General features: G+C 55.4%; 24 protein-coding genes and 3 pseudogenes. 3 read left to right on the top strand and 24 right to left on the bottom strand.

Translation table 11 applies throughout. From position 1 onward, the window contains the following. Window positions 1-41 precede the first annotated feature (41 nt). The 9 genes and pseudogenes from GFER_RS18550 to GFER_RS19675 all read right to left on the bottom strand — a co-directional run. Complete coding sequence (locus GFER_RS18550; protein WP_074669492.1) at window positions 42-248, bottom strand: Os1348 family NHLP clan protein; 207 nt, start codon at window positions 246-248, stop codon at window positions 42-44. A 207-nt stretch (window positions 249-455) separates the two neighbouring features. Then, window positions 456-617 (bottom strand): hypothetical protein, encoded by a 162-nt coding sequence (locus GFER_RS18860; RefSeq protein ID WP_153304547.1) that lies wholly within the window; start codon window positions 615-617, stop codon window positions 456-458. Window positions 618-676: 59 nt separating this feature from the next. Further along, window positions 677-1,114, bottom strand: a complete 438-nt coding sequence (locus GFER_RS03305; RefSeq protein WP_040096027.1) for a nucleoside deaminase — start codon at window positions 1,112-1,114, stop codon at window positions 677-679. A gap of 31 nt (window positions 1,115-1,145) precedes the next feature. Continuing rightward, on the bottom strand, window positions 1,146-1,637 hold the full coding sequence (locus GFER_RS03310; RefSeq protein ID WP_082047801.1) for a 4Fe-4S dicluster-binding protein: 492 nt from the start codon (window positions 1,635-1,637) through the stop codon (window positions 1,146-1,148). Next, window positions 1,574-1,969 (bottom strand): Na+ dependent nucleoside transporter N-terminal domain-containing protein, encoded by a 396-nt coding sequence (locus GFER_RS03315; protein ID WP_040096030.1) that lies wholly within the window; start codon window positions 1,967-1,969, stop codon window positions 1,574-1,576. The genes GFER_RS03310 and GFER_RS03315 overlap by 64 nt, the downstream gene beginning before the upstream one ends. A gap of 441 nt (window positions 1,970-2,410) precedes the next feature. Next, window positions 2,411-3,820: a carbon starvation CstA family protein gene (locus GFER_RS03320; protein WP_040096033.1), complete on the bottom strand. Its 1,410-nt coding sequence runs from the start codon at window positions 3,818-3,820 to the stop codon at window positions 2,411-2,413. 36 nt (window positions 3,821-3,856) lie between these two features. Beyond that, window positions 3,857-3,991 (bottom strand): hypothetical protein, encoded by a 135-nt coding sequence (locus tag GFER_RS19480; RefSeq protein WP_268746190.1) that lies wholly within the window; start codon window positions 3,989-3,991, stop codon window positions 3,857-3,859. 177 nt (window positions 3,992-4,168) lie between these two features. Beyond that, complete coding sequence (locus GFER_RS03325; RefSeq protein ID WP_052445906.1) at window positions 4,169-5,026, bottom strand: hypothetical protein; 858 nt, start codon at window positions 5,024-5,026, stop codon at window positions 4,169-4,171. Between the two features lie 226 nt (window positions 5,027-5,252). Further along, a pseudogene (locus GFER_RS19675) lies at window positions 5,253-5,489 on the bottom strand (AMP-binding enzyme); the annotation flags it as partial. 723 nt (window positions 5,490-6,212) lie between these two features. On the opposite strand from GFER_RS19675, the gene mduS reads away from it, so the two are divergent. Beyond that, entirely contained in the window at window positions 6,213-7,232 is a 1,020-nt protein-coding gene (gene mduS / locus GFER_RS03330; RefSeq protein ID WP_341844890.1) for a methyltransferase domain-containing selenoprotein MduS, read from the top strand. A gap of 388 nt (window positions 7,233-7,620) precedes the next feature. Here mduS and GFER_RS03335 read toward each other — a convergent pair whose 3' ends face one another. The 15 genes and pseudogenes from GFER_RS03335 to GFER_RS03400 form a co-directional block, all read right to left on the bottom strand. After that, the gene (locus tag GFER_RS03335) at window positions 7,621-7,896 is read right to left on the bottom strand and encodes a type II toxin-antitoxin system RelE/ParE family toxin (RefSeq protein WP_139172025.1); all 276 of its coding nucleotides are present in this window, start codon (window positions 7,894-7,896) and stop codon (window positions 7,621-7,623) included. Continuing rightward, window positions 7,896-8,165: a CopG family ribbon-helix-helix protein gene (locus tag GFER_RS03340; RefSeq protein WP_040096041.1), complete on the bottom strand. Its 270-nt coding sequence runs from the start codon at window positions 8,163-8,165 to the stop codon at window positions 7,896-7,898. The genes GFER_RS03335 and GFER_RS03340 overlap by 1 nt, the downstream gene beginning before the upstream one ends. A gap of 103 nt (window positions 8,166-8,268) precedes the next feature. After that, the gene (locus GFER_RS03345; RefSeq protein WP_040096045.1) at window positions 8,269-9,534 is read right to left on the bottom strand and encodes a phospholipase D-like domain-containing protein; all 1,266 of its coding nucleotides are present in this window, start codon (window positions 9,532-9,534) and stop codon (window positions 8,269-8,271) included. A gap of 106 nt (window positions 9,535-9,640) precedes the next feature. Further along, window positions 9,641-10,453, bottom strand: coding sequence for a transglutaminase-like domain-containing protein (locus tag GFER_RS03350; RefSeq protein WP_040096046.1), 813 nt, complete (start codon window positions 10,451-10,453; stop codon window positions 9,641-9,643). After that, entirely contained in the window at window positions 10,450-11,229 is a 780-nt protein-coding gene (locus GFER_RS03355; protein ID WP_052445907.1) for an N-formylglutamate amidohydrolase, read from the bottom strand. Before GFER_RS03355 ends, GFER_RS03350 begins: the two co-directional genes overlap by 4 nt. Before the next feature lie 24 nt (window positions 11,230-11,253). Then, window positions 11,254-11,979: a peptidase gene (locus GFER_RS03360; RefSeq protein ID WP_040096047.1), complete on the bottom strand. Its 726-nt coding sequence runs from the start codon at window positions 11,977-11,979 to the stop codon at window positions 11,254-11,256. 46 nt (window positions 11,980-12,025) lie between these two features. After that, window positions 12,026-13,237: an NAD(P)/FAD-dependent oxidoreductase gene (locus tag GFER_RS03365; protein WP_040096051.1), complete on the bottom strand. Its 1,212-nt coding sequence runs from the start codon at window positions 13,235-13,237 to the stop codon at window positions 12,026-12,028. Window positions 13,238-13,247: 10 nt separating this feature from the next. Then, window positions 13,248-13,826 (bottom strand): chemotaxis protein CheB, encoded by a 579-nt coding sequence (locus GFER_RS03370; protein WP_040096052.1) that lies wholly within the window; start codon window positions 13,824-13,826, stop codon window positions 13,248-13,250. A 22-nt stretch (window positions 13,827-13,848) separates the two neighbouring features. Next, window positions 13,849-14,670 (bottom strand): alpha/beta fold hydrolase, encoded by an 822-nt coding sequence (locus GFER_RS03375; RefSeq protein WP_040096053.1) that lies wholly within the window; start codon window positions 14,668-14,670, stop codon window positions 13,849-13,851. A gap of 308 nt (window positions 14,671-14,978) precedes the next feature. Beyond that, window positions 14,979-15,318, bottom strand: a pseudogene (locus tag GFER_RS19680) (DJ-1/PfpI family protein); the annotation flags it as partial. A 52-nt stretch (window positions 15,319-15,370) separates the two neighbouring features. Continuing rightward, window positions 15,371-17,398: pseudogene (locus GFER_RS03385) on the bottom strand (catalase); the annotation flags it as partial. Window positions 17,399-17,786: 388 nt separating this feature from the next. Then, complete coding sequence (locus tag GFER_RS18115) at window positions 17,787-17,942, bottom strand: DUF3309 family protein (RefSeq protein WP_074669494.1); 156 nt, start codon at window positions 17,940-17,942, stop codon at window positions 17,787-17,789. Between the two features lie 66 nt (window positions 17,943-18,008). Continuing rightward, window positions 18,009-18,959: an OmpA family protein gene (locus tag GFER_RS03390; RefSeq protein WP_074669495.1), complete on the bottom strand. Its 951-nt coding sequence runs from the start codon at window positions 18,957-18,959 to the stop codon at window positions 18,009-18,011. 47 nt (window positions 18,960-19,006) lie between these two features. Then, window positions 19,007-19,372 (bottom strand): DUF4398 domain-containing protein, encoded by a 366-nt coding sequence (locus GFER_RS03395; protein WP_040096061.1) that lies wholly within the window; start codon window positions 19,370-19,372, stop codon window positions 19,007-19,009. A gap of 319 nt (window positions 19,373-19,691) precedes the next feature. Next, window positions 19,692-19,922 carry a nucleotidyltransferase domain-containing protein gene (locus GFER_RS03400; protein WP_052445910.1) on the bottom strand — a complete coding sequence of 77 codons (231 nt, stop codon included), beginning with the start codon at window positions 19,920-19,922 and terminating at the stop codon, window positions 19,692-19,694. Window positions 19,923-20,128: 206 nt separating this feature from the next. On the opposite strand from GFER_RS03400, the gene GFER_RS03405 reads away from it, so the two are divergent. Both GFER_RS03405 and GFER_RS03410 read left to right on the top strand, forming a co-directional pair. Beyond that, window positions 20,129-20,785: a hypothetical protein gene (locus tag GFER_RS03405; protein WP_040096063.1), complete on the top strand. Its 657-nt coding sequence runs from the start codon at window positions 20,129-20,131 to the stop codon at window positions 20,783-20,785. A 9-nt stretch (window positions 20,786-20,794) separates the two neighbouring features. Then, window positions 20,795-21,118, top strand: a complete 324-nt coding sequence (locus GFER_RS03410; protein ID WP_040096065.1) for a hypothetical protein — start codon at window positions 20,795-20,797, stop codon at window positions 21,116-21,118. Window positions 21,119-21,128 lie beyond the last annotated feature (10 nt).

Raw genomic sequence — 21,128 nt, forward strand, 5'->3', positions numbered from 1 at the left:
TGATCTCCTTTTGTTGCAATTTAAGTTTATTTTGGCGCGAGCTATGCTCGACAGAGACCGGGATTCAGTTGTGCTGCAACCTCGTTGATGGCCTGTAATTTCAGGCCGGACAGGAGGCTCAGTTCGGTTGTGGTCAGCACATAACCTTGCTGCATACAAGCCAACTCCAGTGACTCTTTAGCTGAACCACGAAATCGCTCATCGGTTAAAAGCCTTCCTAATACGCGTTCTACCGCTTCTTGGGACATGTCACCCTCCTGCAATACGGGCTTGTCCAAATCCGGACACCATTGTCCGATAATTGGCTAGCGCACATAGATAGAGCGAAATCTATGCCAGATATGTCGAAGGTGTGATTTCAGTAGGTTAGCTGAATTAAACAAAAGAGAAATGTCCCGCAGGGGACATGCTGTCCAAATGGGGACAATTGGCAGAGGCTTGGAGCGAGGTCAGAATCAATAAAACAGCTTGCGGGAGGCCTTCAGCAACCGGGCGGCAGAGGATTTATTGTTGTTCGTCTGCTTAAAGGCCCACTTTTTGACCTGCTGATTAACGGCAGCGAGGGAGAATTCTTCAGGGGAGAAGTTAAAATTGAGGGAAATACGCCCATGGTCCAACTCGACATCGTTCCCTCCTTTGACATAAAGGATGATGTCTGCCCAAGCCTCACCCCTGTTCAGATCCCGATATCCTCATTCCATAAATCTGGCCGTTCGGCTATAAAATCGGTCATCATCCGGATACAGTGTTGATCCTCAAGAACTTCCAGATTGACCCCACGGGATCTGAGCCATTCTTCTTCTCCCATAAAAGTGAGATTTTCACCAATCACCACTTTCGGGATGCCGTACAGCACAATGGCGCCACTGCACATAGGACAAGGCGATAAGGTCGTGTACAGTACCGATTCCCGATAGACCTGAGCTGGTTGGCGGCCGGCATGTTCCAGGGCATCCATTTCACCGTGGAGGATCGCGCTCCCTTTTTGTACACGCCGGTTGTGCCCTCGCCCCAGGATTGTCCCGTTATGCACCAGCACAGAGCCGATGGGGATACCCCCTTCGGCAAGACCCTGCTGTGCTTCATCAATTGCGGCCTGCATGAATCTATCCATGGTGATATCCTCCTTAGTCGTGTTGTACCGTTCACTCTGTAGCGAAATTCATAAAAATCGCTCCGGTCGGGCAGACATGACTGCAGAGCGAACAACAGGTGCAGGCTGCGTGATCAATCTCAGGCAGTCCACCGTTCCAACTAATTGCCGGATAGCCACCATCGCGGCAGGCGATGTGACACAGGCCGCAACTGGTGCAGCGCTCTGCCAGCAGATGCGGACGGCTATCGTTGGTGCTCAATAGTTTCTCAAAACTGGTGGCCTTGTCCCGACAGCGACCGATGAAATCAGCCGGAGTGGTAAAGCCATGCCACCCCATGAACTCCCGCAACTCCTGCTGCATCCGGTCCACCAGACCGAATCCCCGCAGCATCACTTCAGTACCCACCTGCACCAGTGGCGCACCCAGCAACATGAATTCCACCGCGTCAAAACCGCTGGAAATACCACCGCTCGCCATCAGCGTATGCAGATCAAAACCGAAGAACGAAGGGATGGTATTGATGGCGCAGAAACCGAGCATCCCTGCACGATGCGCGGCAACACGCGCCAATAAAACAGCAGGGATGACAAGGCACTGATCAGCAGCACCAATGGCAAACCGCGAAAGGCGAGGATATAAGCGCTACCTGGAAACGGTTCTGAAAACGGTAAGCTGCCTCCACCCAGATAGCCGAAGACCATGCTGGTACCGGCATCCGTTGCATTCTCAAGCGTCAGGACTACTTTGTTCAGCACCAGAAACAGGCTCTGGAACAATGGAACCTTAAACAAGAGGATGGCCAGCAGCAGTTGCAAAGCCAGACCGATAATGACCAGCCTCAGCGGAAAACGGCGGCGCTGCTCACTGATCAACTAGGCAAAGAGAATGAAGACGCCAAGGCCGAGAATTGGTTGGAGGGTCATTTGTATATCTCCGGTCTAAAATACAGACATTTGCTAGTTTATAGCGCGACGATGCACTTTACCGCTTCCTGAGACATGATAATCTCCCGCAAAAGCCATCTGTCCAGATTCGGACAATATTGTCCGTACAAGTATCTTCAGAACATTGAATTGGCGAAATCCGTGCCAAACGTTAAGGCTTTATTTTTTCAGTGATTTAACATAATGCGGCGAGAAGGAGCTGTCCCGTTCAGGACAAATTGTCCCTTTGGGGACAACTTGCAGGTCATTGAGAGGGAAGAACAAGAAAAATGCCAGCAGACCCTCTGGATGGTCAGTATACTGAGTATTGAAAAAGTCCTTTGTCGACAGTTCGTTCAAAAACCCCAAGTGGGGCGATTAAGTCGCTATTCATGGCGTGTGCGAGGTGAACGGCTTGACCCGCAGCAGAACAACCAGGGCCAATACCGCCGCAGCCACGCCAACCGGGTTGGAAAACTCGGGAGAGAGATTGAACCCTATGGTTGCCTGGAGAATAAAAGAAACGGTCACTGCGGTCATGAACATGGCCGGAATCGTTGCGATCCAATGAAACTTGTCGCTTTGTCGCAGATAAATCGCGGCGGTCCAAAGAACCAGCATGGCCAGAGCCTGGTTACTCCAGCCGAAATAACGCCAAATGAGATCAAAATCCTGGGTACTGATGATGAAGGCCAAGACAAACAGCGGAATTGCCAGCAACAGTCTTTTGGCTGGCCGGACCTGGGACAGGTTGAATGTTTCCGCCAGGATCAAGCGACTGGATCGAAAGGCCGTGTCCCCGGATGTGATGGGCAGAATAATCACGCCCAGGATGGCGAGAAATCCACCCACCGGACCGAGCAGGGTCCGGCAGATCTGGTCTACTGCCAGAGAAGGCGTGCCGCTTTGAATGACCTGAAATAAAGCGTCCGGTCCATAGAACAGACTCATTCCGGCTGCGGCCCAGACCAGGGCGACAATCCCCTCGGCGATCATGGCCCCGTAAAACACCAGGCGTCCGCTGGATTCATTACGAATGCAGCGGGCCATGAGCGGGGACTGGGTGGAGTGAAAACCGCTGATGGCCCCGCACGACAGGGTAACAAAAAGCAACGGCCAGATGGGCAGGCCTTGTGGGTGCGTGTTCACCGTCACGTCCAAGTTCGGCAGAACCGGGGCATCACCCAGGGCCATGCCCACAAGCACGCCCAGGGTCATAAACATCAGGAGCGCTCCGAAAAATGGGTACAAGCGGCCGATAAGCTTATCGATGGGTAGGATGGTGGCCAGGAAGTAGTAGCCGAAGATGCAGACTACCAGAAACTGGACGTTCAGACCTGTGAGGTTACTTAATAGCTCGGCCGGGCTGAGAACAAACACCACGCCCACGAGCAGCAGCAGCAACAGGGAAAAGAAACGCATCACCCTGCGGGCGTTCAGGCCCAGAAAGCCGCCCACCACGTCCGGAATGGACGCTCCCCTGTTACGTACCGAAAGCATACCGCTGAAGTAATCGTGCACAGCGCCCGCGAAAATTGCGCCAACGACGATCCAGACCAGAGCTACCGGGCCGTACAAAGCGCCCAGGATCGGCCCAAAGATCGGTCCAACCCCGGCGATGTCCAAAAGCTGGATGAAAAAGACCTTCCATGTCGGCATCGAGGCGTAGTCCACCCCGTCGGCCATGCTGGAACAGGGCGTCGGGCGGTTCGGATCCGGGCCGAATACCCGCTCAACCACCTTGCCGTAGGTAAAGTAACCCAGGACGAGCAGGCCGATGCACAACAGCAGAATTGTCACCTGTTCAGACCTCCATAATACGACCACAAATACTGGTCAATTGTGCAATGACTGGGAGGAAATAAACTGTACGTCGGCCAACTTCTTGATGGAGTAATGGGCCTCTTCTGAAACGTAGGCGATGGGCGGCAGGTCGGACTGGGCCTGTAAGACCTTTTTGCCGAAGTACATGCCGTGGTTGTTGCCGTCAGTGCCGCTAGCGGTGACAAAGCCCCAATGACCGTCGTCGAAACCAAACCGGGGCGCGAAATAGTCAACAACTTCCTGTTCAAAAGCATGGGAATTGAGCAGCAGACCGCTGGTTTTGTACGGGTTTTTTTTGAAAGCATCAAATCAGATATAAAGCGCTTACTCCATAAAGTATTCAGCCGTCGTCTTGACCGACTTGATCCCCACGGAGATGGTCGAGCCATCGACCTTTCTGCCGTGCAGGACAAACTCACTTAAGCCGACAGGATTGCTGCTCCCCCAGTCGTAGGTATAACCGAGCCGCGTCCAGGGGTAGGGGAAATCATTCAGGGTGTACGAGTAGTTAGCCTGATGAGCGAACCAATCGGGATAAACCATAAAAACCCCGTAGTCCGGCCCGGCAGTGGCCATGACCTGATCATTCGGATCATGCATATGTAACGGATCGGTTGGGAAATTTAGTTCGCAGGCGGTATCAAAAATTTCCGGATCAGGGCAGGGGCGAAAGAGGTCTTGTGGAGAAACCCACATTTCCAACATGTATTTGTACTCCCTCGAACTGCCTGCAACGGCCACTTCAGGAGGCAACCCCAACAACTGGGCAACACGCAGCGGTTCCGGCACGATATCGCCGAAAAAGGTTTTCATCTCAGGTACCACCGTCACCCAGGAGTCGAATCTATAGTTTGGGCATTCGCCCCCCTCGATGCACGAGGTGTTACCACTACAGCCATCAGGGTTGGTGCATTTGTAGTACTCTCCGGCATCGCCCAGCCAGGTCACAACCAATATGCGTGACCCCACCTCATCGTTCTCCCAGATCAGATCGGGGTTCTCGTTGTTAATCGGAGTCAGGCTGTAAGATATTTCGTGTGGTTCGGCGATGCGGGCGTCGTCAACGGCGTTAATATACTGTTCATCGAGGCTGAGTAATTCCGGAGAGTCGCCACCGCAGGCAGCAAGCAAGCTGATACATAAATACAGTGATAATACGGTCAACTGCTTGAAATATCGCATGGGTATCCCCTATTTTTTGGATTTCCGACCCCAAAAAATGAAAAGCAACTGAAAGTCTTGGATAAATGCCTGTTTCTCGCCCTGCTGGATTGACCCGACCGTCGGACAGGACTGCTGTGCAGGTCTCCATCAGGCCACCTGCCATTCGCTCCCCGAAGCAGCTTGATCAACTCCAGCCGCATCCCTTACTTTTCCCGGTTGATGAAGGAAAAACCATCCAGCCCAGCTACTCGTCCAAAATTTCAAGGTTCCCTTCGTTCTCCTTCAGATTCAGTCCCAGTTCATTGACTGAAATCTCCCGCATCTCCACCTTGCGTATCTTTCCGGTCACTGTGGTGGGAAATGCATCAACAAACTTCCAGTATTTCGGGATCTTGTATGTTGCGATCTGTCCCTTGCAGAACTCGGTCAGTTCGGCACCTGTCGCGGTGTATCCGCTGCAAAGTATAGTGAAAGCGAAAACTGTGCCAAAGGTTAGATTTCAATAATTCCAGCAAGCTAATCTTGGGCAATGGAGACTGATTGTCCTGTTTCGGACAAGCTGTCCCTAAATGGACCGCTTGCAGGGTTAACATCCTCCTGCAATACGGGCTTGTCCAAATCCGGACACCATCGTCCGATAATTGGCTAACGCACATAGATAGCGCGAAATCCATGCCAGATATGTAGACTGTGTGATTTCATTAAGTTAGATGAATTCAACAAAAAAGAATTGTCCGGCAGGGGACATGTTGTCCCGATGGGGACAGTTGGTGGTTCGCAGGGAGGTCAGAATCAATAAAACAGCTTGCGGGAGGCCTTCAGCAACCGGGCGGCAGAGGATTTATTGTTGTTCGTCTGCTTAAGGGCCCACTCTATGACCTCCAACAAAAAGCCTGTCCGTTTTGATGGATATTGACTTCGCGCAAGGACTAACAGACTCCGATTTAATGCGTGTTGCCGTAAATCTTGCGAAAAAAAGCACCCAACCGACAGGAATACACAACCTGGGCTCAAAACAAGCGACTTTTCAGATTTCCACGCTTTCGAAACGAGGGGGGCTTTCAAAAAAATCGTCAGGGCAAATGCCCCTCGCCGAACACACAAATGGAGGTCAAAAATTCAACATTTCATCTCTTCCCACTTCAACAATTGGTGACATTTGAGTCTCAAGCTGTAAACTCTCTGACAGCGAGGCTGCCAACACATGACGTCAGAAAAGAGACCGAAAACCAAACAGAAATCCCAATGGAACAAGGTGTTCATAGAGGAGATAGCATTCTTCGGACAGGAGCCCAGTGACTTTGCGAAAAAGTCCCTGGAACTGTTCCGGCACGAGGCTGTGCGCGCGGTGCTGGAGCTTGGATGCGGCCAGGGACGAGATACCATTTTTTTCGCGCGCAATGGTCTTCACGTAACGGCACTGGACTATTCGGATGCCGCCGTGGCCACCACCCTGGAGAAGGCTGCAACGGCCGGTGTGTCATCGATGGTCGTCTCCCAGGCTCACGATGTCAGGCAAGGACTCCCCTTCCCCGATGCCTCCTTTGATGCCTGCTTCTCCCACATGCTGCTGTGCATGGAGCTATCGACCGCAGAGATTGACTTCATCCTCGGCGAGATTCTCCGAGTGTTGCGGCCTGGCGGCCTTGCCGTCTATTCTGTGCGCAGCGAGCGAGACAAGCATTACCGGGTTGGTACACATCTGGGCGAGGATATCTACCAGATCGGCGACTTCGTCGTCCACTTCTTCACCACGGAAAAGATCCGAGGACTGGCCAAGGGCTATACCATCCTGGGAGTTGACCGCCTGGAGGAGGGAAGTCTTCCGCGCGATTTGTATTGCGTCACCATGAAAAAAGGCCCGACGGCCGGGGCATCGCCCAATACCCCTTGCGAGGAGCGCGACATGGCAGATCCGCTGAATAAGTTTCAGGAGTTCATGGAGGCCGCCTTGGCCCCCGGCGTCCTCGACCATAAAACCAAACAACTGGTCGCCTTGGGAGCAGCACTTGCCGCCGGTTGTGATCCCTGAACGGACTTCGGCCTCGCAGTTGCGAGGCAGGCTGGGGCAACGAAAGCGGAAATGGAAGAGGTGGCGGCGATTGCCATGACCGTCAATGCGTTCAAAACCCGCGCACTGTTCGCCGGAAAGACTGAGGAGATCGAGGAGCACTCGCCGTCCGCAAACAAGGAGGTTCCCGAGAGCCCCCCGGGGAAAACCTGAGGAGTGTAAGTGAGCGCTTCAGTTGAAGCAGCGGCTTGAGTGAACACAATCGCTACACCCGCCTGTCTCGGGAATTATCTCTCCACCTTGGAGGGGAGGGCCTTCTCTCTGTGGCGGGGTCTTCTCCAATCCCCTGGCCGACAGTAACCCGCCCGGTCTGCCACCTGGGAACCAATCTCCCCCGCACCTCACAACCCCGCATTACAACCGCAGATCAGAACGAGAGGCGGTTTCCAAACAATACCAGATGGTGGGTCTCAAACCCTAAGCAGGAGGGATAATACTCACCTTTTGAATATCTGGGCCCGAAACGACGGGTCTTACTGAAATCATCGTGGGCCTATCTGTTCCGGGATGGGATTCTCCATCGGTTGGTGGTAAAGCCATACTATCTATCCTCGCGCGTATGCCATAGACGTAGCACGTAGATCGTGGCTTCCTGAATTTCGTAGCGCATCTCATAGTGCCCGACGAGAATTCGGCGAACCTCACGCGGCTCGAATTCTTCAAACTTTTCGCCGATGCGCGGGTTGGACAAAAGGCTGGTCGGAGTGGCGGTTAGCGCCTGAACAGTGCGCGCAGCCGCGCCCCTGTTCACCGGGGCCAGAAACTCATAAAGCCTCGCCGTGTCGGAGACCGCCTTGTCTGTCCACTTCAGTTCCATCAGCGCGGCACGGGCAACGGGGTGTCGGTATCCAGGCTTTCGGCCCAGGCTTGCACGGCCTGGTGGTCGATGACGCGACCGGCATCCACGTCAGCCAATGCCTCTCGCGTAAGACGGCTGCGTTCCTCTTCTTGGTCGATCCACGCCGACAATGCCTGCTTTATGATCCAGCCACGTGAGCGCTCAAGTCGAGCGGCGATCTGATCGACCTTCTCGGCCATCGGCAGTGGGACGTGTGCAGTAAGCACTTTGGTTTTTGTTTGTGCCATGACTGATCTCCCCTTACTTCTGTGATATAAGCTTCTTAGCGCTTATCGATTCTGATTGAATCATAGTGATTAATTGTGATCATGTAAAATGTGTTATCTTTAATCAGAGCTGCGACCTGATTGGCAGCAGTACCTTTTCAGAAACCTTTTCGCGCAACGGACGGCTCTTCCAGCGGGCAAGGGAATACGACTCAGCCGCCAGCAGGTCGGCCTCGAACACCGCTGTCATCTGAGTGGCGAAGTCGCTGCTGTAGATATTCAGACTCGCTTCGTCATTGAGCCGAATCGAACGCATGTCGAAGTTGGTTGACCCAACCGAAACAAACTCGGCATCGATGACCAGCAGCTTGGTATGCAGCATGGTCGGCTGATAGACGTGAATCTCTACACCTGCCTGCAGCAACTCGCCCCAGTCGGCCTTGGAGGCGATCTTGACGGTAAACGAATCTATGTGCGGTCCAGGCAACAGGATGCGCACGCGAACATCGCGATCACGGGCAGCGATCAAGGCCTCGATCAACAGCCTGTCGGGCACAAAGTAGGACGCCGCCAGGTCGATTGTTGACTCGGCCGCCGCGATAGCCAGCAGATACATCAGGTGCATGCTCTCGCTGCCGCCAGAGGGCGAGGCGACAAACACGTGTGCGTCGACCTCGCCCATCTTTTGCAGGGGCGGGAAGTAGCTCGGGCCGTTCAGCACGCGACCGGTGGTCTTGATCCAATTGTCGTTGAAAGCCGCTTGCAACTGCGCCACGACGGGCCCTTCAACCCGATAGTGCGTGTCGCGCCAGTGTTCGGGATCACCACCGTCGCCAGTCCAATGGTCCGCAATGCCTACCCCTCCGGTGAACCCGATGCAGCCATCGATCACGAGCAGTTTGCGATGGGTGCGGTTGTTCATGCGGCCGACGTTGTACCAGTGCAGCGGCCGATATTGATGCAACTGCACACCGGCCGCCTGCATCGAATCCAGCAGCGACTGTTCCATCTTATCGCTGCCCACCCAGTCGATGATGACGTTAACCGGGACGCCCGCTCGGGCCCGTTCAGAGAGCGCTTGTGCGAACTCTTCACCAATATCACCAGACCAATAAATGAAGGTCTCGAACGTGATCGACGTCTGCGCGGAGCGAATGGCCTGCAGCATAGCCGGAAAAATCTCGTTGCCGTTGTGCAGCGCGGTCACACGATTGCCGTGCACAATCGTCGGACCCATCAGGACGGACATCTCGCGCCGAAACTGCGAGTCGGAGACAGCGTGGTGATGCTCGAACCTGCGCTCCACCACCTTTTCAGGCGTCTTGAAGTTCTTTAACAACACCAGGATCAGGCTGGTGGCCAGCGCAGTGATTGCGATAGTCCAAAACATAGATTTTGTCTCTCAGTCATTGATCTCCCAGCCGGCCTGAAAAAGGGTGTGCTAAGAATTTGGAAAACGCCGGGGCTCCGGGTCACTTCTATGCCAATGGCCTGGATCAGCTCTCACGGATCTCGCCAGTGTGCACCTTGAAATAGTCCAGGCTGTTGGGTCCAAAAGCTGTGCTGATGGCGACATCAGTGGCATCGCGGCCGCGGGCAATAAGAATACGCCCGATGCGGCGCGTGTTGTTGCGCGGGTCAAATGCATACCACCGGCCGTCGAGGTAGGCTTCAAACCAGGCAGCGAAATCCATTTCTGCGTAGGGCGGGGGCATGCCTATGTCGCCCAGGTAGCCGGTGCAGTAGCGGGCGGGGATGTTCAGGCAGCGACACAGGGTGATGGCGAGATGCGCATAATCGCGGCACACACCCTGTTTGTCCTGAAAAACTTCCCACGCGGTTTTTGTGTTTCGCGCATACTGGTAGCCAAACTCAATATGGTGATGAACGTAATCGCATATTGCCTGGACTTGAGACCAGCCTGTGACATGATTGCCGAAGAGTCGCCAGGCTGTATCTACCAGTGGGTCTGTTGCGCAGTACCTGCTGCCGAGCAGGTATTGCAGGGTCTCGCCTGGGAGTTGTTCAACCGGGGTTTTCCTTGCCTGCAGATTCATTGCATCAGGCAACCCGCTATCGTTAATAACGGCGTCCGTGGAGAGACGCAGGGTGCCTGCGGGAGCGACGAGGCGGGAGCAACGGTTCCCGTAGCTGTCGTGAAAGTCGGAAATAGGGATCGGTGGGTCTGCAACCACATGGTCGGGAACAAGCAGATCCGCGACGCGGGTGGAGTGCACCTTCAGCATGAGGATCATCGGGGTCGGTTGGGGGCAGTTAAATACCAGTTCGTAGCCAATGCGGATTTTCATAGTGCGAGCCCTGCGCCGTGCTGTTTGGCGGGTTGGACTGTCATCGAACAGCCACCGAGTGCTGTATCCAAAGAGGTGATGATCGACTCCCGCAGGGTCTTCCATTGCCTTGCGGGGGGCAGAAGATTTTTCTGGTTGAGTTCCAGCTCGATGCCCAGATAGGCGTCGGACGGGAATTTCCTCCTCAGCGCTGGGGTTAAACCATCGTCGCGGCCCTTATAGGGAAAGTTGCGTCGTACGACCAGATCGGGGGCAGAAGCCTTGAGCGCGGATTTCCAGTTCGCGCACAGGGCGCTTTCTCCGGGTCGGGATGGGTCATAGAGCAGGCCGATGTCCGCGTCGCGGACCACGCCATTGAGGTTGTTGGTGAAACTGTGGCAGGAAATGTGAATGACTCTGCCGCACCGGGCAATCCCGCGGGCAACAAGTCTCTCGGCTTCCGTTCGATAGGGTTGATAATAAAGTTCTATTATCTTTTGCCGAGTTGCGGCAGACAGCTTGCGAATCGCTTCCATATGCAGGTTTCGATGACCGATGGAGCGATTCAGATCCACCACCAGACGACTTATCGTCGAGGACAGCAGGGGCGCGCCGAAATTTCCGGCCAGTGCCCTGGCCATCACCAAGGCCCCCGGGTCGAAGCCGCGATGGCTTTCCAGCAATGGGCCACAGTCACGGAACAAATGGTGATAGGGCGCGGGAACCTGGTTGCCGCCATGCTCGCAGGTAATGATCAGAGCCGTCGCTGCCGAGGTCAGGCTATTTATTTGAGACATGTAGCCTCCTTCCAGCCGACAAGGCTACCACTCCAGGGCGGGCAACTGTGTGAAGACTTCACGGGTGCCTGCAATCCACTTTTTGCCCAGTGTTGTGAAATAGACATCGCCCGGTTCGAAGCGCCGGCGCATGGTGACTGCGAGGCTGTCGAGTTTGTAGCAGATCAGGTCGATGGGCATGCCGACGGACAGATTGCTGCGCATCGTCGATTCGAAAGACACAAGGACACATTTCGCGGCGTCATTGAGGCTGGTTGAGCGGGTTATCACCCAGTCAATGATCGGCTTCCCATATTTGGTTTCACCGGTCTGAAAATAGGGAGTCTGGTCTTCTGCCTCGATAAAATTGCCTTCGGCATAAAGGCGAAAGAGACGTGGCGGTTCCCCCCTGATCTGGCCGCCGAGAATGAAAGAGGCGTAAAAGCCGGTGTTATCTTTTGTCAAGTGCTCGCCGTCGCGCTTGTCCACTAAGCGCATGGCATCCGAAACCAGCAATGCGGCGTCAAACATGGATTCAGTGTTCCACAGGTTGGGGCAGTCAGGGTGCTTCCCGTTTTGCCTGAGAATGCTGATGACGGCCTGGGTGCCGCCGAGATTGCCCGAGCTCAGCAGGACAATAACCCGGTCTCCGCCCCGCTCGAACAGACTCATTTTGCAGAAACTGGCAAAGTTGTCGATTCCGGCATTGGTGCGTGAATCCGAGGCGAAGACCAGGCCGTTTTCCAGCATTACGCCGACACAGTATGTCATCAGATTGTTCCCCCGTATGGTTAGCAGCGATCTTCCGGTGGACGCTTCATCCCAGCCGATCGAAGGAAAACAGCGTGGTCAATGGATGCGGGCGGCGTTCAATCTGCGCGCGCAGCAATTCCGCGCCGAGCATGCTGTAGGTGATGCCGTTGCCACCGTAGGCCAGCGCGAACAGGACGCGCGGCCCGTACTGCGGATGACGACCGAACAGGGGCAGCCCGTCGCTGGTTTCAGCAAAGGTGCCCGCCCAGGCGAACGCCGGTTGCGCCTGAAGGTGCGGAAACAACTTGGCGACCTTACGCTGCAGAGTCGCGGCCTTGCGGTCGACCAACCGATCCCGGCGCGCCGGAATGTCGCGATCATCGTCTTCACCACCCACCAACAGCCGTCCATCGCCGGTGCTGCGCAGATACAGATACGGCCGTGAGGACTCCCAGAGCAGTGTGTTTGCCAACCAGCCCATCTCGGCAGGATCGACGGGATCGCTGATGTAGGCGTAGCTGCTGAGGTTCTGTGCAACGCGCCGGCGCAACCAGCATTGCGATTCGTAGCCGCCGGCAATCACAGCGTACTTCGCCTTGATCGACAGGTCCTGGGCGGTGGTGAGCTGGACCGAACGCGTCGTTGCCGTGATGGTTTTCACCTGCGTGCGATCGAACACGCGCGTGCCCTGTCGCTGCATCCTGCGCAGCAGTCGTGAGGCGAGCCGGTAGGGATCGACTCGCGCCGCTACTGAACTGAGGATGGCGGCCGGCGCAGTCAGTCCGTACGCGTCCTTGAGTGCTGCGCGGCTCAGCCAGCGCACCGGAAAACCGTGCTGTTTCCGCCAGGCAAATTCGTCGGCCAGGCGCGGATGATCAGCGCGATTGCTGGCGTAGTACAGGCTGTCACACTCGGCGAAATCGACATCGCCGACCCCATGGGCGACCGCGCCGACCGTGCTGATCGCGCGCAAGCTGGATTGATACGCCAGCAGCGCTGAGGCCTGGTCGTAGCGCTTGGCGAGATCGATCGCGTGGGTATCGATTTCATACTGCAGCAAGGCGGTGCTGGCCGCTGTGCTGCCCCAACAGACGTCGCGCTGATCGAGCACAACGACATCGTGACCATGGCCGGCCAATTCATCCGCGATCAGCGCGCCGGTGATGCCGGCACCCACCACCGCCACATCGCAACGCAGGTCGGCGTCAAGCTTCTGGAAGGCATACATCAGGCCATTCTTGACCGCCCAGAACGGATATCCGCTTTTCAAGTCCATCAGTCACCCTTCAGCCTTCGTGCGCAATTCGTACAATTTCTTTCGCGATGTTCTCAGGTGAAAGGATAAAATCGATATACCCGCTTGCTATTGCGCTCTCAGGCATATCCGGTTCCCCGGCGGTTTCGGGCTTCTGCGCAAAGGTAATACCGCCGACCTCTTTTATCCCGGGCAACGCTGCGGAACCATCACCATCAAGGCCGGAAACAATGATGGCAATAAGTTTGCCATCCCAGTTCTCTGTCAGGGAACGCATAAAAACCGTAATCACGTCAGGCCATCCCCTGGGCTTTGATATCGGTTTAAGACGAAATTCTCCGTCAAGGACGTGCAAATCTCGATTTTCCGGGATGACGAACACATGGTTGGGTTCGATGTCCAATCTTTCCGTGATCAATTCCACCGGCATTTCCGTGTACTGCGGGAGAATTTTGTGGAGCAGGGTGGCGACGCTTCTCAGATGATTGACGATGACGATGGCCACGCCCATATCGGCCGGCAGATGCTTTAATAAACGAATATAGGCATCGAGGCCACCAGCTGAACCTCCGACGCAAACGATGGGGAAGTATTTTGCAGTGTATGCCATGGTGTTTTTCCCCCTTACTCGCCTACGTTTTAATAAAAGCAAACAGATCTTCGTTGACACGGTCTTTGTGGGTCGAGCATAGGCCGTGCGGGGCTCCCGCGTAGATTATTGATTTTGAACCCTTGAGGATCTTAGCCGAGAGCAGGGCCGAGGCAGCGAGCGGTACGATTTGGTCATCGTCGCCATGCATGATCAGTGTCGGTACGTCGAACTTCTTGAGATCATCCGTGAAGTCCGTCTCGGAAAATGCCTTGATGCAATCGACCACAGCTTTGAAACCGGCCTGCATCCCCTGGAGCCAGAACGAATCCCGCAGCCCTTGCGAGACCTTGGCGCCCTCTCTGTTGGCGCCATAAAACGGCGAGGTGAGATCCTTGAAAAACTGCGAGCGGTCGGCGAGTACGCCGGCACGAATCTGGTCGAACTCTTCAATCGGCAAGCCATCGGGATTGGCAGCCGTCTTCAGCATCAGTGGCGTCACCGAGGCGATCAGCACGGCCTTGGCGACACGTTTTGTACCAAAGCTGCCGATATAGCGGGCAACTTCGCCGCCGCCCGTGGAGTGGCCGACATGAATCGCGTTATTCAGGTCGAGCACTTTGACGAGTTCCGCGAGGTCGGCGGCGTAGGTGTCCATGTCGTTGCCATCCCAGGGTTGACTGGATCGTCCGTGGCCGCGGCGATCATAGGCTATGCAGCGGAATCCGCGTGCGGCCAGAAACAGCATCTGGTCTTCCCAGGCGTCCGCGCTCAGCGGCCAGCCATGGCTGAAAACCACGGGCTGCCCACGACCCCAGTCCTTGTAATAGATCTGCGTACCGTCTTTCGTCGTAATCGTGGTCATTCTCTTGCTCTCCTTTTCATGGGCAGTAGCAGCGCTTTGCCAAAGTTGCCCCAGCACTCAACCCTTCTCCTTCTTGATCTCCTTTTCGACCGGGTACCTCGCATTCTTCCAGGCTTGCCAGCTGCCCGGGACGTTGCAGACGCAGTCGAACCCTTATTGTTTCAAAATGCTCGTCGCAATACTTGCGCGATAGAAGCTGTTACAATAGGCGGCCGTCGCCTCTCCCTTGTCTAAAGTGCCGAGCGGAAATGAGAGCGGAATCCAGCTTGAAGACATCCCCATCGACGCCCCCCCTCATGGTCGAAGCCGTAGCGCGCGCCGGCCTCTTTCAGCTCATCAGCCACCGACAGGTAGCAGGTGGCCCGCATACCCTTCAAGGCACCGGCGCTGATCAATATCTGCGGCCGGTGACAGATGGCGGCTACCGGTTTACTGCCGGCGCCTTCCCCCCGGCCAGGACCAGAATTGCATAGTCATCGCGGGGTGAACCTCGCCAAATGACTTGTCCACGGTCACCTCATACCCCTTTTTGCCGGTGATGGTGCCGCGTTTCAGTGAGGCTAGCGTGACATCGGCGCCCGCTTCCTTCAGGCGGTAGCACGGGACCAGCAGCTCAGAGTCCTCAAAATGATCCGCACTTAACGTCACTTTCGACTTGGTTCCCGTCGCTGCAACGTCCGCCTCCTTTCCTTGACGATTGTTATGCCAATGTCCGCACAGACTTTTCCCGGTCCCATTGGCGGGTCTTGGCCGCGGCAATAAAGGCGTCTTTGTTGTTGGCATCAACGACGCCCGCATCTTGTCCAACATTCGCTGTTTTCAAGAGCGCCTGGGCGCCCTTGTCGACGGCGATTGCCTTGAGATGACCGAACGCATCGCGCACGAAATCGATCGCGGCGCTTTCTTTCGACAGCATCTGTGCGCCTTCGTCGGAGAGAATCACGGCGACGGCGTCGAACAGCACGGACGGCATACCCGCTAATTGCCCGTCAGCCGCTAGCATCGCGCCATCGGCAAGCTTCGTGCCCCCCACCTTGGGAGCGACGATCTTCACGGTGGCACCCGCATCGGTAGCGGCCTTTTTAATACTTTTGATGATGGCGCCGTCGGAACCATCCGCGACCAGGATGCCGACAGCGCGCCCCATGAGCGTGTCTTTCATTTTGCCGATGAGTTGCAACGCGGGCGAAGGTTCCAACTCCTGCACAGGCGCGGCAGCCTCGGGCGCATCCGGCATCTTGCCCATTGCAAGACCCGCGGCGACCCGGCAGGCGAGATCTTCATCGATATGTCGCAGATGACCGACCATTGCTTCCCGCACGTGAACATGTTCGACTTTGGAGAGCTCAAACACTAAAGCTGAAGCAAGATGCGCCTGTTCATGTGCGGTTTGGCTGATATAAAACTGTCTGGCCTGGCTGTAGTGGTCGGCAAAACTCTCGGGACGGATGCGGCCTTTATCCCCCTTCTCAAAGATGTTTGCGCTGTGAAAGCCCTTGGCCGGCGTTTCGCGTGGTGAGTTTTCTGACAGGGAATTTGGCTCATAGGCAACACGGCCCCCCGGTTGCCCCATCTGCATGTGTCCGTCGCGCTGATGATTGCCGAACGGGCACTTGGGCGCGTTGATCGGGATCTGATGAAAGTTGGGTGAGCCCAGGCGCGAGAGTTGCGTGTCGATATAGGAGAACAAACGGCCTTGCAACAGGGGATCGTTTGAGAAATCGATGCCCGGAACGATATTGCCTGGGCAGTAAGCAACCTGTTCGGTCTCAGCGAAGAAATTATCCGGCCAGCGATCCAGCACCATGCGACCGATCACTTTCAGGGGCACCAACTCTTCGGGGATCAGCTTGGTGGAGTCCAGATGATCGAACGGAAACGTGTCCGCTTCCTCCTGGGTGAACAACTGAACCGCGAGTTCCCACTCGGGAAAATTACCCGATTCAATGGCTTCGAACATGTCGCGGCGGTGGAAGTCCGGATCGGCTCCGGCAATCTTGACGGTCTCGTCCCAGATGGTGGACTGCAAGCCGAGCTTGGGGCGCCAGTGGAATTTGACGAAGGTCGACTCGCCCGCATCGTTAATCAGTCGAAAACTATGCACCCCGAAGCCCTCGATCATCCGCAGCGAACGCGGAATGGTACGATCGGACATGATCCACATCACCATGTGCATCGATTCCGGCGTGAGCGAAATGTAGTCCCAGAAGGTGTCGTGGGCAGTCGCCGCTTGCGGAAAGCCGCGGTCGGGTTCCATTTTTACGGCATGGACAAGGTCGGGGAATTTGATGGCATCCTGGATAAAGAACACCGGGATGTTGTTGCCGACCAGGTCCCAGTTGCCTTCCTTGGTATAAAACTTGACAGCGAAACCGCGCACGTCGCGCGGCGTGTCGATCGAACCCGAGCCGCCGGCGACGGTCGATATACGCGTGAACAAGGGGGTTTTCTCGCCGACCTCGGTGAGTATTTTGGCGGTGGTGTACTGTTCCAACGACTCGGTCAGCTCGAAGAACCCATGCACGCCCGTCCCTCGGGCGTGAACGATACGCTCTGGAATCCGCTCATGATCGAAGTGGGTGATTTTTTCGCGAAGGATGAAATCCTCCAGCAGCGTCGGCCCGCGCGGGTTCGCTTTGAGCGAATTTTGGTTATCGGAAATTGCCACGCCCTGGTTCGTGGTAAGCGCAGGGTGCTCCCCTCCGGCGATCTGGTGCAACTCGCCGCCGTCAGCCGTCAATGAGTCTCCTCTGCGTGCCGAACCCCTATCCTTTGTGCGTTTCTCAGCGTGACGCGATGTCTTGTCTTTGCTCATGCTCTATCCCCTTAGTGTTGAACTGCAGGCCATTAACGGCGGCAGTATTTAGCGCTAAAAATCTGTATCAGGTGCACCCACGCAGGAGAAAAAACACCAGTAGAACCGGGATCGGGACTCCCAGGAGCCAAAGTAAAATCCACCCAATCTTTCCTTTTTCCAAGTGACGCATAGCCTTTCTCCTCCCTGAGCTTTTGGAATAAATTGTTTTAGAATCCCCTTTACTTCCTCCTTGTCTTTTTTGAGCATCTGAAAAAATTCATTCAGTTAACTTCGCATTGCTCTTATGCCTCAAGGCCACTCAGATTCGCCCCGTAAGCAACAGGATGATCACGATCAGGAGGATCAGTCCGATGCCGCCACTGGGATAGGCTCCCCAACTTTTGCTGTAGCCCCAGGTCGGCAGGGCGCCGATGAGCAATAAGATCAGAATGATCAACAAAACCGTTCCTAACATAGTGTGCCTCCTTTAATTAGTTGTTGTCTTGGTGGTGCCGCTAGTAGTCACAAACCTTCTGCATTTTCAATGCTTTCGATCCAGGATGCGCCCATCCACATCCGAAACGATGACTTCGACGCGCCGGTTACGCTGCCGGCCTTCGGCCGTTTCGTTACCGGCAACGGGAAACGCGACGCCATAACCGCGGGTCATGAGCCGGCGGGAGTCGATCCCCTTGGCTGCGAGGGCACTTCGCACCGCATCGGCGCGGCGTTCCGACAGACGCTGATTGTGTTCAACGGCACCGGTGCTATCGGTAAAGCCTTCAATCAAGACATTGCGCGTGGGATATTCGGCCAGGAACGCAGCAAGTTTGTCGATGGTGAACTGCGCTCCTGAACGGAGCTCGCTTTTGTTGACGTCGAACAGAACATCACCCAGAGTGATGACCAGACCCCGTTCCGATTTGGTGGCCTGCAACTCGGCGATCTGCGCTTCCAGCTTTTTCGTTCGCTCGCCGGCGGCCAGGGACTCGGCCCTGACTCTTTCCGCTTCGGCAGTCATTGCTCCGACCTGGAGACGGGCGGCATCTGCCTGCTCACCGGAAATCGTCGCTTTCCTTCTTTGCGCTTCGGCCAATTGCTGGGCCTGCTCCGCTTCCCGGGTACGGGCTTGCAGAAGGACCGTGTTGCGCTCTGCGCTGGCCGCATCCAGGGCTTGCTCGGCCAGTTTCACGTTGGAGACTTCGCGGGCGATGGCGGTACGTTGCTTGGCAAGATAGGCGAAGTGTTCCACTTCCGAAGCCTCCGCGCCCCCTTGCAGCAAACTATCCGCGCGATCCAGATCACCTTTCGCTTTTTGCAGTTCGACTGGCGCATTCTTCTGTACATCAGGGTTGGCCTGGGCTTCGGCAAACGCCGATCGGGACTGTTCAAGCAAGGCATTTTCGCGGACTGTCGGGCTGCAACCAGATAGCAGCATGCCAACAACTGACACCCCAAGCAGAAACATTAAGGGGGATAAAAACGACTTCATGGTGTTCTCCTTTTAAAAAATGACGGTAAACGACTCAGGGACTTGGCCTAGCGGTTCATTTCTTCGCGCAAAACGCGAATGCTTTCCTTCAATTCCGCCACAATCTTTTGCGACTTGGCGGAGCGCGCCTTGGCTTCCGCCAGGTTGGCATCGACCATGGCCTCATCGGCGAGTCGCTTGGCCGCGAGGTTTTCTTTCTTGTCCATGGCAAGTTTGGCCCGGCTCAATTTGTCCCGCGCCGCTTTAAGTTCCACCGGGGCGAACTCCACCGCTCCAGAGCTTTCCGCTTGGACAATCGACTGGGTGGCCAGGGTGATCTGCTTTTCCGGGACAGGCGCCTTGCCGGCGCAGCCGCCCAGAACAACCATGAACAAGGTGACCAGACACGTGTTCAGCAACATCCAGGGTTTCATTTTCATTTCCTTTTCTCCGGTTTCTGTTTAGAAATCTTCACGTGCTGCGTCTTGCGCGAAACGCCTCGCGCACGCACAGCCATCCAACATATCCAATGGCAATGAACGTGCCGCCGCACAGCTTTTGGTTAAGGTGTTGATGGTAAAAGGGAAAGTGAGAGCTAGGAGGGGGTGACACGGGAAAATACGTCAGCGGAATCCGTCAAACTTGGCAAAGCTGTCACATATGGCGGGAGATGCTGTCGGGCGACCTTTTGTTCTCTTTCATCTGACCTCCGGAGCGAATCGCGCCGCAGTCCCCTACGGGCCCAACTTTAGTTCAAGGCCACACCGCGCAACACATCGTTGCCACGAGAGGATGCGTCCTGGTGATTTCGCGACCTGGCGAAACCGTATCTTGCAGGATGACCATGACGTCGATGTCGGAGCCGAGGTCAGCATCACCGCGCGCCTGAGAGCCAAAGAAAACGAAGCGCACCAAGCGCTCACCATAGAGTTCCTGAAGGCGTCGGCGAAGTTCGCGCAGAATAATTGCAAGTCGAGAGTCCATGCTCTGGGATCCGATTATTGACGACACAAGGACGACTTCGTTGTTGGACGCTGCCTAAACCCTAGCAAAAAAAATAAGCAAATCTGGAAATTCAGGCCAAACAACAAGGCACAAAGAGCATCCCTGTTTACTAATTGCATTCTGCCAGAGGCCAGACTATAGTTCGCCGGAAAATGACTTTTCATTGTTTTTAAAGGGAGGGTTCTGTGAAAAAATTTACTCTTATTGTCTTCTTGACTTGTTGTTCGCTGGCGTTGCTCCTTCTCCTGCCCGTCGTCGCCGCATCCCCATCTGAAGATTCCTCACCAAATCACATACGCGTCGCAGACCCCATCGAGTGGCCAAAGCTGTCGGAGGAAAGTCTTTTCGACATCCTGGTGGAAAATTTTCTTTTTCAGTCCTTTGTCGAAGTGCGACGAATATCGACTGTCGGCGACAGGTTGCTGGTGTTCGCCCGAAACGGCGGCGTGTTGCACTTTGATCCCGTGTCCGCCGAGGATCTCCGCCTTCCAGGGCATCCTCAGGGTTTTCCCGAGCAGAGCAGCATTTCCATCTCTCGATTCGGACAACTGCCTTTCGTGAAAACGCCCAAGGATTCTATACCGGAGTCAGCACTGGAGGAGACCATTTGGCAGGAGGCCATGGCATTGCGGGCGGACATTTTCGGTGAATCCAACCCCGTCCTTTGCATGGAACGGGGCGACGTGATCATTTATTTTTATGAATCACCGGCACCGCCTTTTGGGCATTATGCCTCCGTGCATGATCAGGGGCGCGACACGCTTTTCCTGCATATAGCCGCGCAAGGAATGAAATTTGATGATTTTCAAACCTTTCTTGCAACGGCCGTCTTGAGAAAATAGGAGGGGACCATGGAACTGAGCGAATCGGAACAAAAGGATCTGCGCATCATCCTGGAGAACGTTTTTGGATTTCAAGACGCGTCAAGGTGGCGCATGAACGCGAAGGTTCTTGAATTGGCGGCGCAGATGGTTCAGGGGGCGGAACGTTGCAGTGAAGCCATGAACTATGTGCCCAGACCGGGAATCGCCGATAGCGCCTATTTCAGACGCGAACTGCGCAATATCGCCCGCCGCGCGGCCAGCGGCAAAAAAGATATGTATCAAATCTGTGCCCAGGCGGGCGCCCGCCTCAAGTGGAAATCAGCGCTGGATATTGCGAGCCAGAGCTTGTAAAAAGCACGCC

The sequence above is a fragment of the Geoalkalibacter ferrihydriticus DSM 17813 genome (assembly GCF_000820505.1).
Classification (GTDB): domain Bacteria; phylum Desulfobacterota; class Desulfuromonadia; order Desulfuromonadales; family Geoalkalibacteraceae; genus Geoalkalibacter; species Geoalkalibacter ferrihydriticus.

What these genes read in the sequence shown, in the direction of transcription:
- GFER_RS18550 (WP_074669492.1), bottom strand. Translation starts at nt 248, where the DNA reads ATGTCCCAAGAAGCGGTAGAACGCGTATTAGGAAGGCTTTTAACCGAT.
- GFER_RS03305 (WP_040096027.1), bottom strand. Translation starts at nt 1,114, where the DNA reads ATGGATAGATTCATGCAGGCCGCAATTGATGAAGCACAGCAGGGTCTT.
- GFER_RS03310 (WP_082047801.1), bottom strand. Translation starts at nt 1,637, where the DNA reads ATGCTCGGTTTCTGCGCCATCAATACCATCCCTTCGTTCTTCGGTTTT.
- GFER_RS19480 (WP_268746190.1), bottom strand. Translation starts at nt 3,991, where the DNA reads ATGTACTTCGGCAAAAAGGTCTTACAGGCCCAGTCCGACCTGCCGCCC.
- GFER_RS03325 (WP_052445906.1), bottom strand. Translation starts at nt 5,026, where the DNA reads ATGCGATATTTCAAGCAGTTGACCGTATTATCACTGTATTTATGTATC.
- GFER_RS03335 (WP_139172025.1), bottom strand. Translation starts at nt 7,896, where the DNA reads ATGGAACTGAAGTGGACAGACAAGGCGGTCTCCGACACGGCGAGGCTT.
- GFER_RS03340 (WP_040096041.1), bottom strand. Translation starts at nt 8,165, where the DNA reads ATGGCACAAACAAAAACCAAAGTGCTTACTGCACACGTCCCACTGCCG.
- GFER_RS03345 (WP_040096045.1), bottom strand. Translation starts at nt 9,534, where the DNA reads ATGTTTTGGACTATCGCAATCACTGCGCTGGCCACCAGCCTGATCCTG.
- GFER_RS03350 (WP_040096046.1), bottom strand. Translation starts at nt 10,453, where the DNA reads ATGAAAATCCGCATTGGCTACGAACTGGTATTTAACTGCCCCCAACCG.
- GFER_RS03355 (WP_052445907.1), bottom strand. Translation starts at nt 11,229, where the DNA reads ATGTCTCAAATAAATAGCCTGACCTCGGCAGCGACGGCTCTGATCATT.
- GFER_RS03360 (WP_040096047.1), bottom strand. Translation starts at nt 11,979, where the DNA reads ATGACATACTGTGTCGGCGTAATGCTGGAAAACGGCCTGGTCTTCGCC.
- GFER_RS03365 (WP_040096051.1), bottom strand. Translation starts at nt 13,237, where the DNA reads ATGGACTTGAAAAGCGGATATCCGTTCTGGGCGGTCAAGAATGGCCTG.
- GFER_RS03370 (WP_040096052.1), bottom strand. Translation starts at nt 13,826, where the DNA reads ATGGCATACACTGCAAAATACTTCCCCATCGTTTGCGTCGGAGGTTCA.
- GFER_RS03375 (WP_040096053.1), bottom strand. Translation starts at nt 14,670, where the DNA reads ATGACCACGATTACGACGAAAGACGGTACGCAGATCTATTACAAGGAC.
- GFER_RS18115 (WP_074669494.1), bottom strand. Translation starts at nt 17,942, where the DNA reads ATGTTAGGAACGGTTTTGTTGATCATTCTGATCTTATTGCTCATCGGC.
- GFER_RS03390 (WP_074669495.1), bottom strand. Translation starts at nt 18,959, where the DNA reads ATGAAGTCGTTTTTATCCCCCTTAATGTTTCTGCTTGGGGTGTCAGTT.
- GFER_RS03395 (WP_040096061.1), bottom strand. Translation starts at nt 19,372, where the DNA reads ATGAAACCCTGGATGTTGCTGAACACGTGTCTGGTCACCTTGTTCATG.
- GFER_RS03400 (WP_052445910.1), bottom strand. Translation starts at nt 19,922, where the DNA reads ATGGACTCTCGACTTGCAATTATTCTGCGCGAACTTCGCCGACGCCTT.
- GFER_RS03410 (WP_040096065.1), top strand. Translation starts at nt 20,795, where the DNA reads ATGGAACTGAGCGAATCGGAACAAAAGGATCTGCGCATCATCCTGGAG.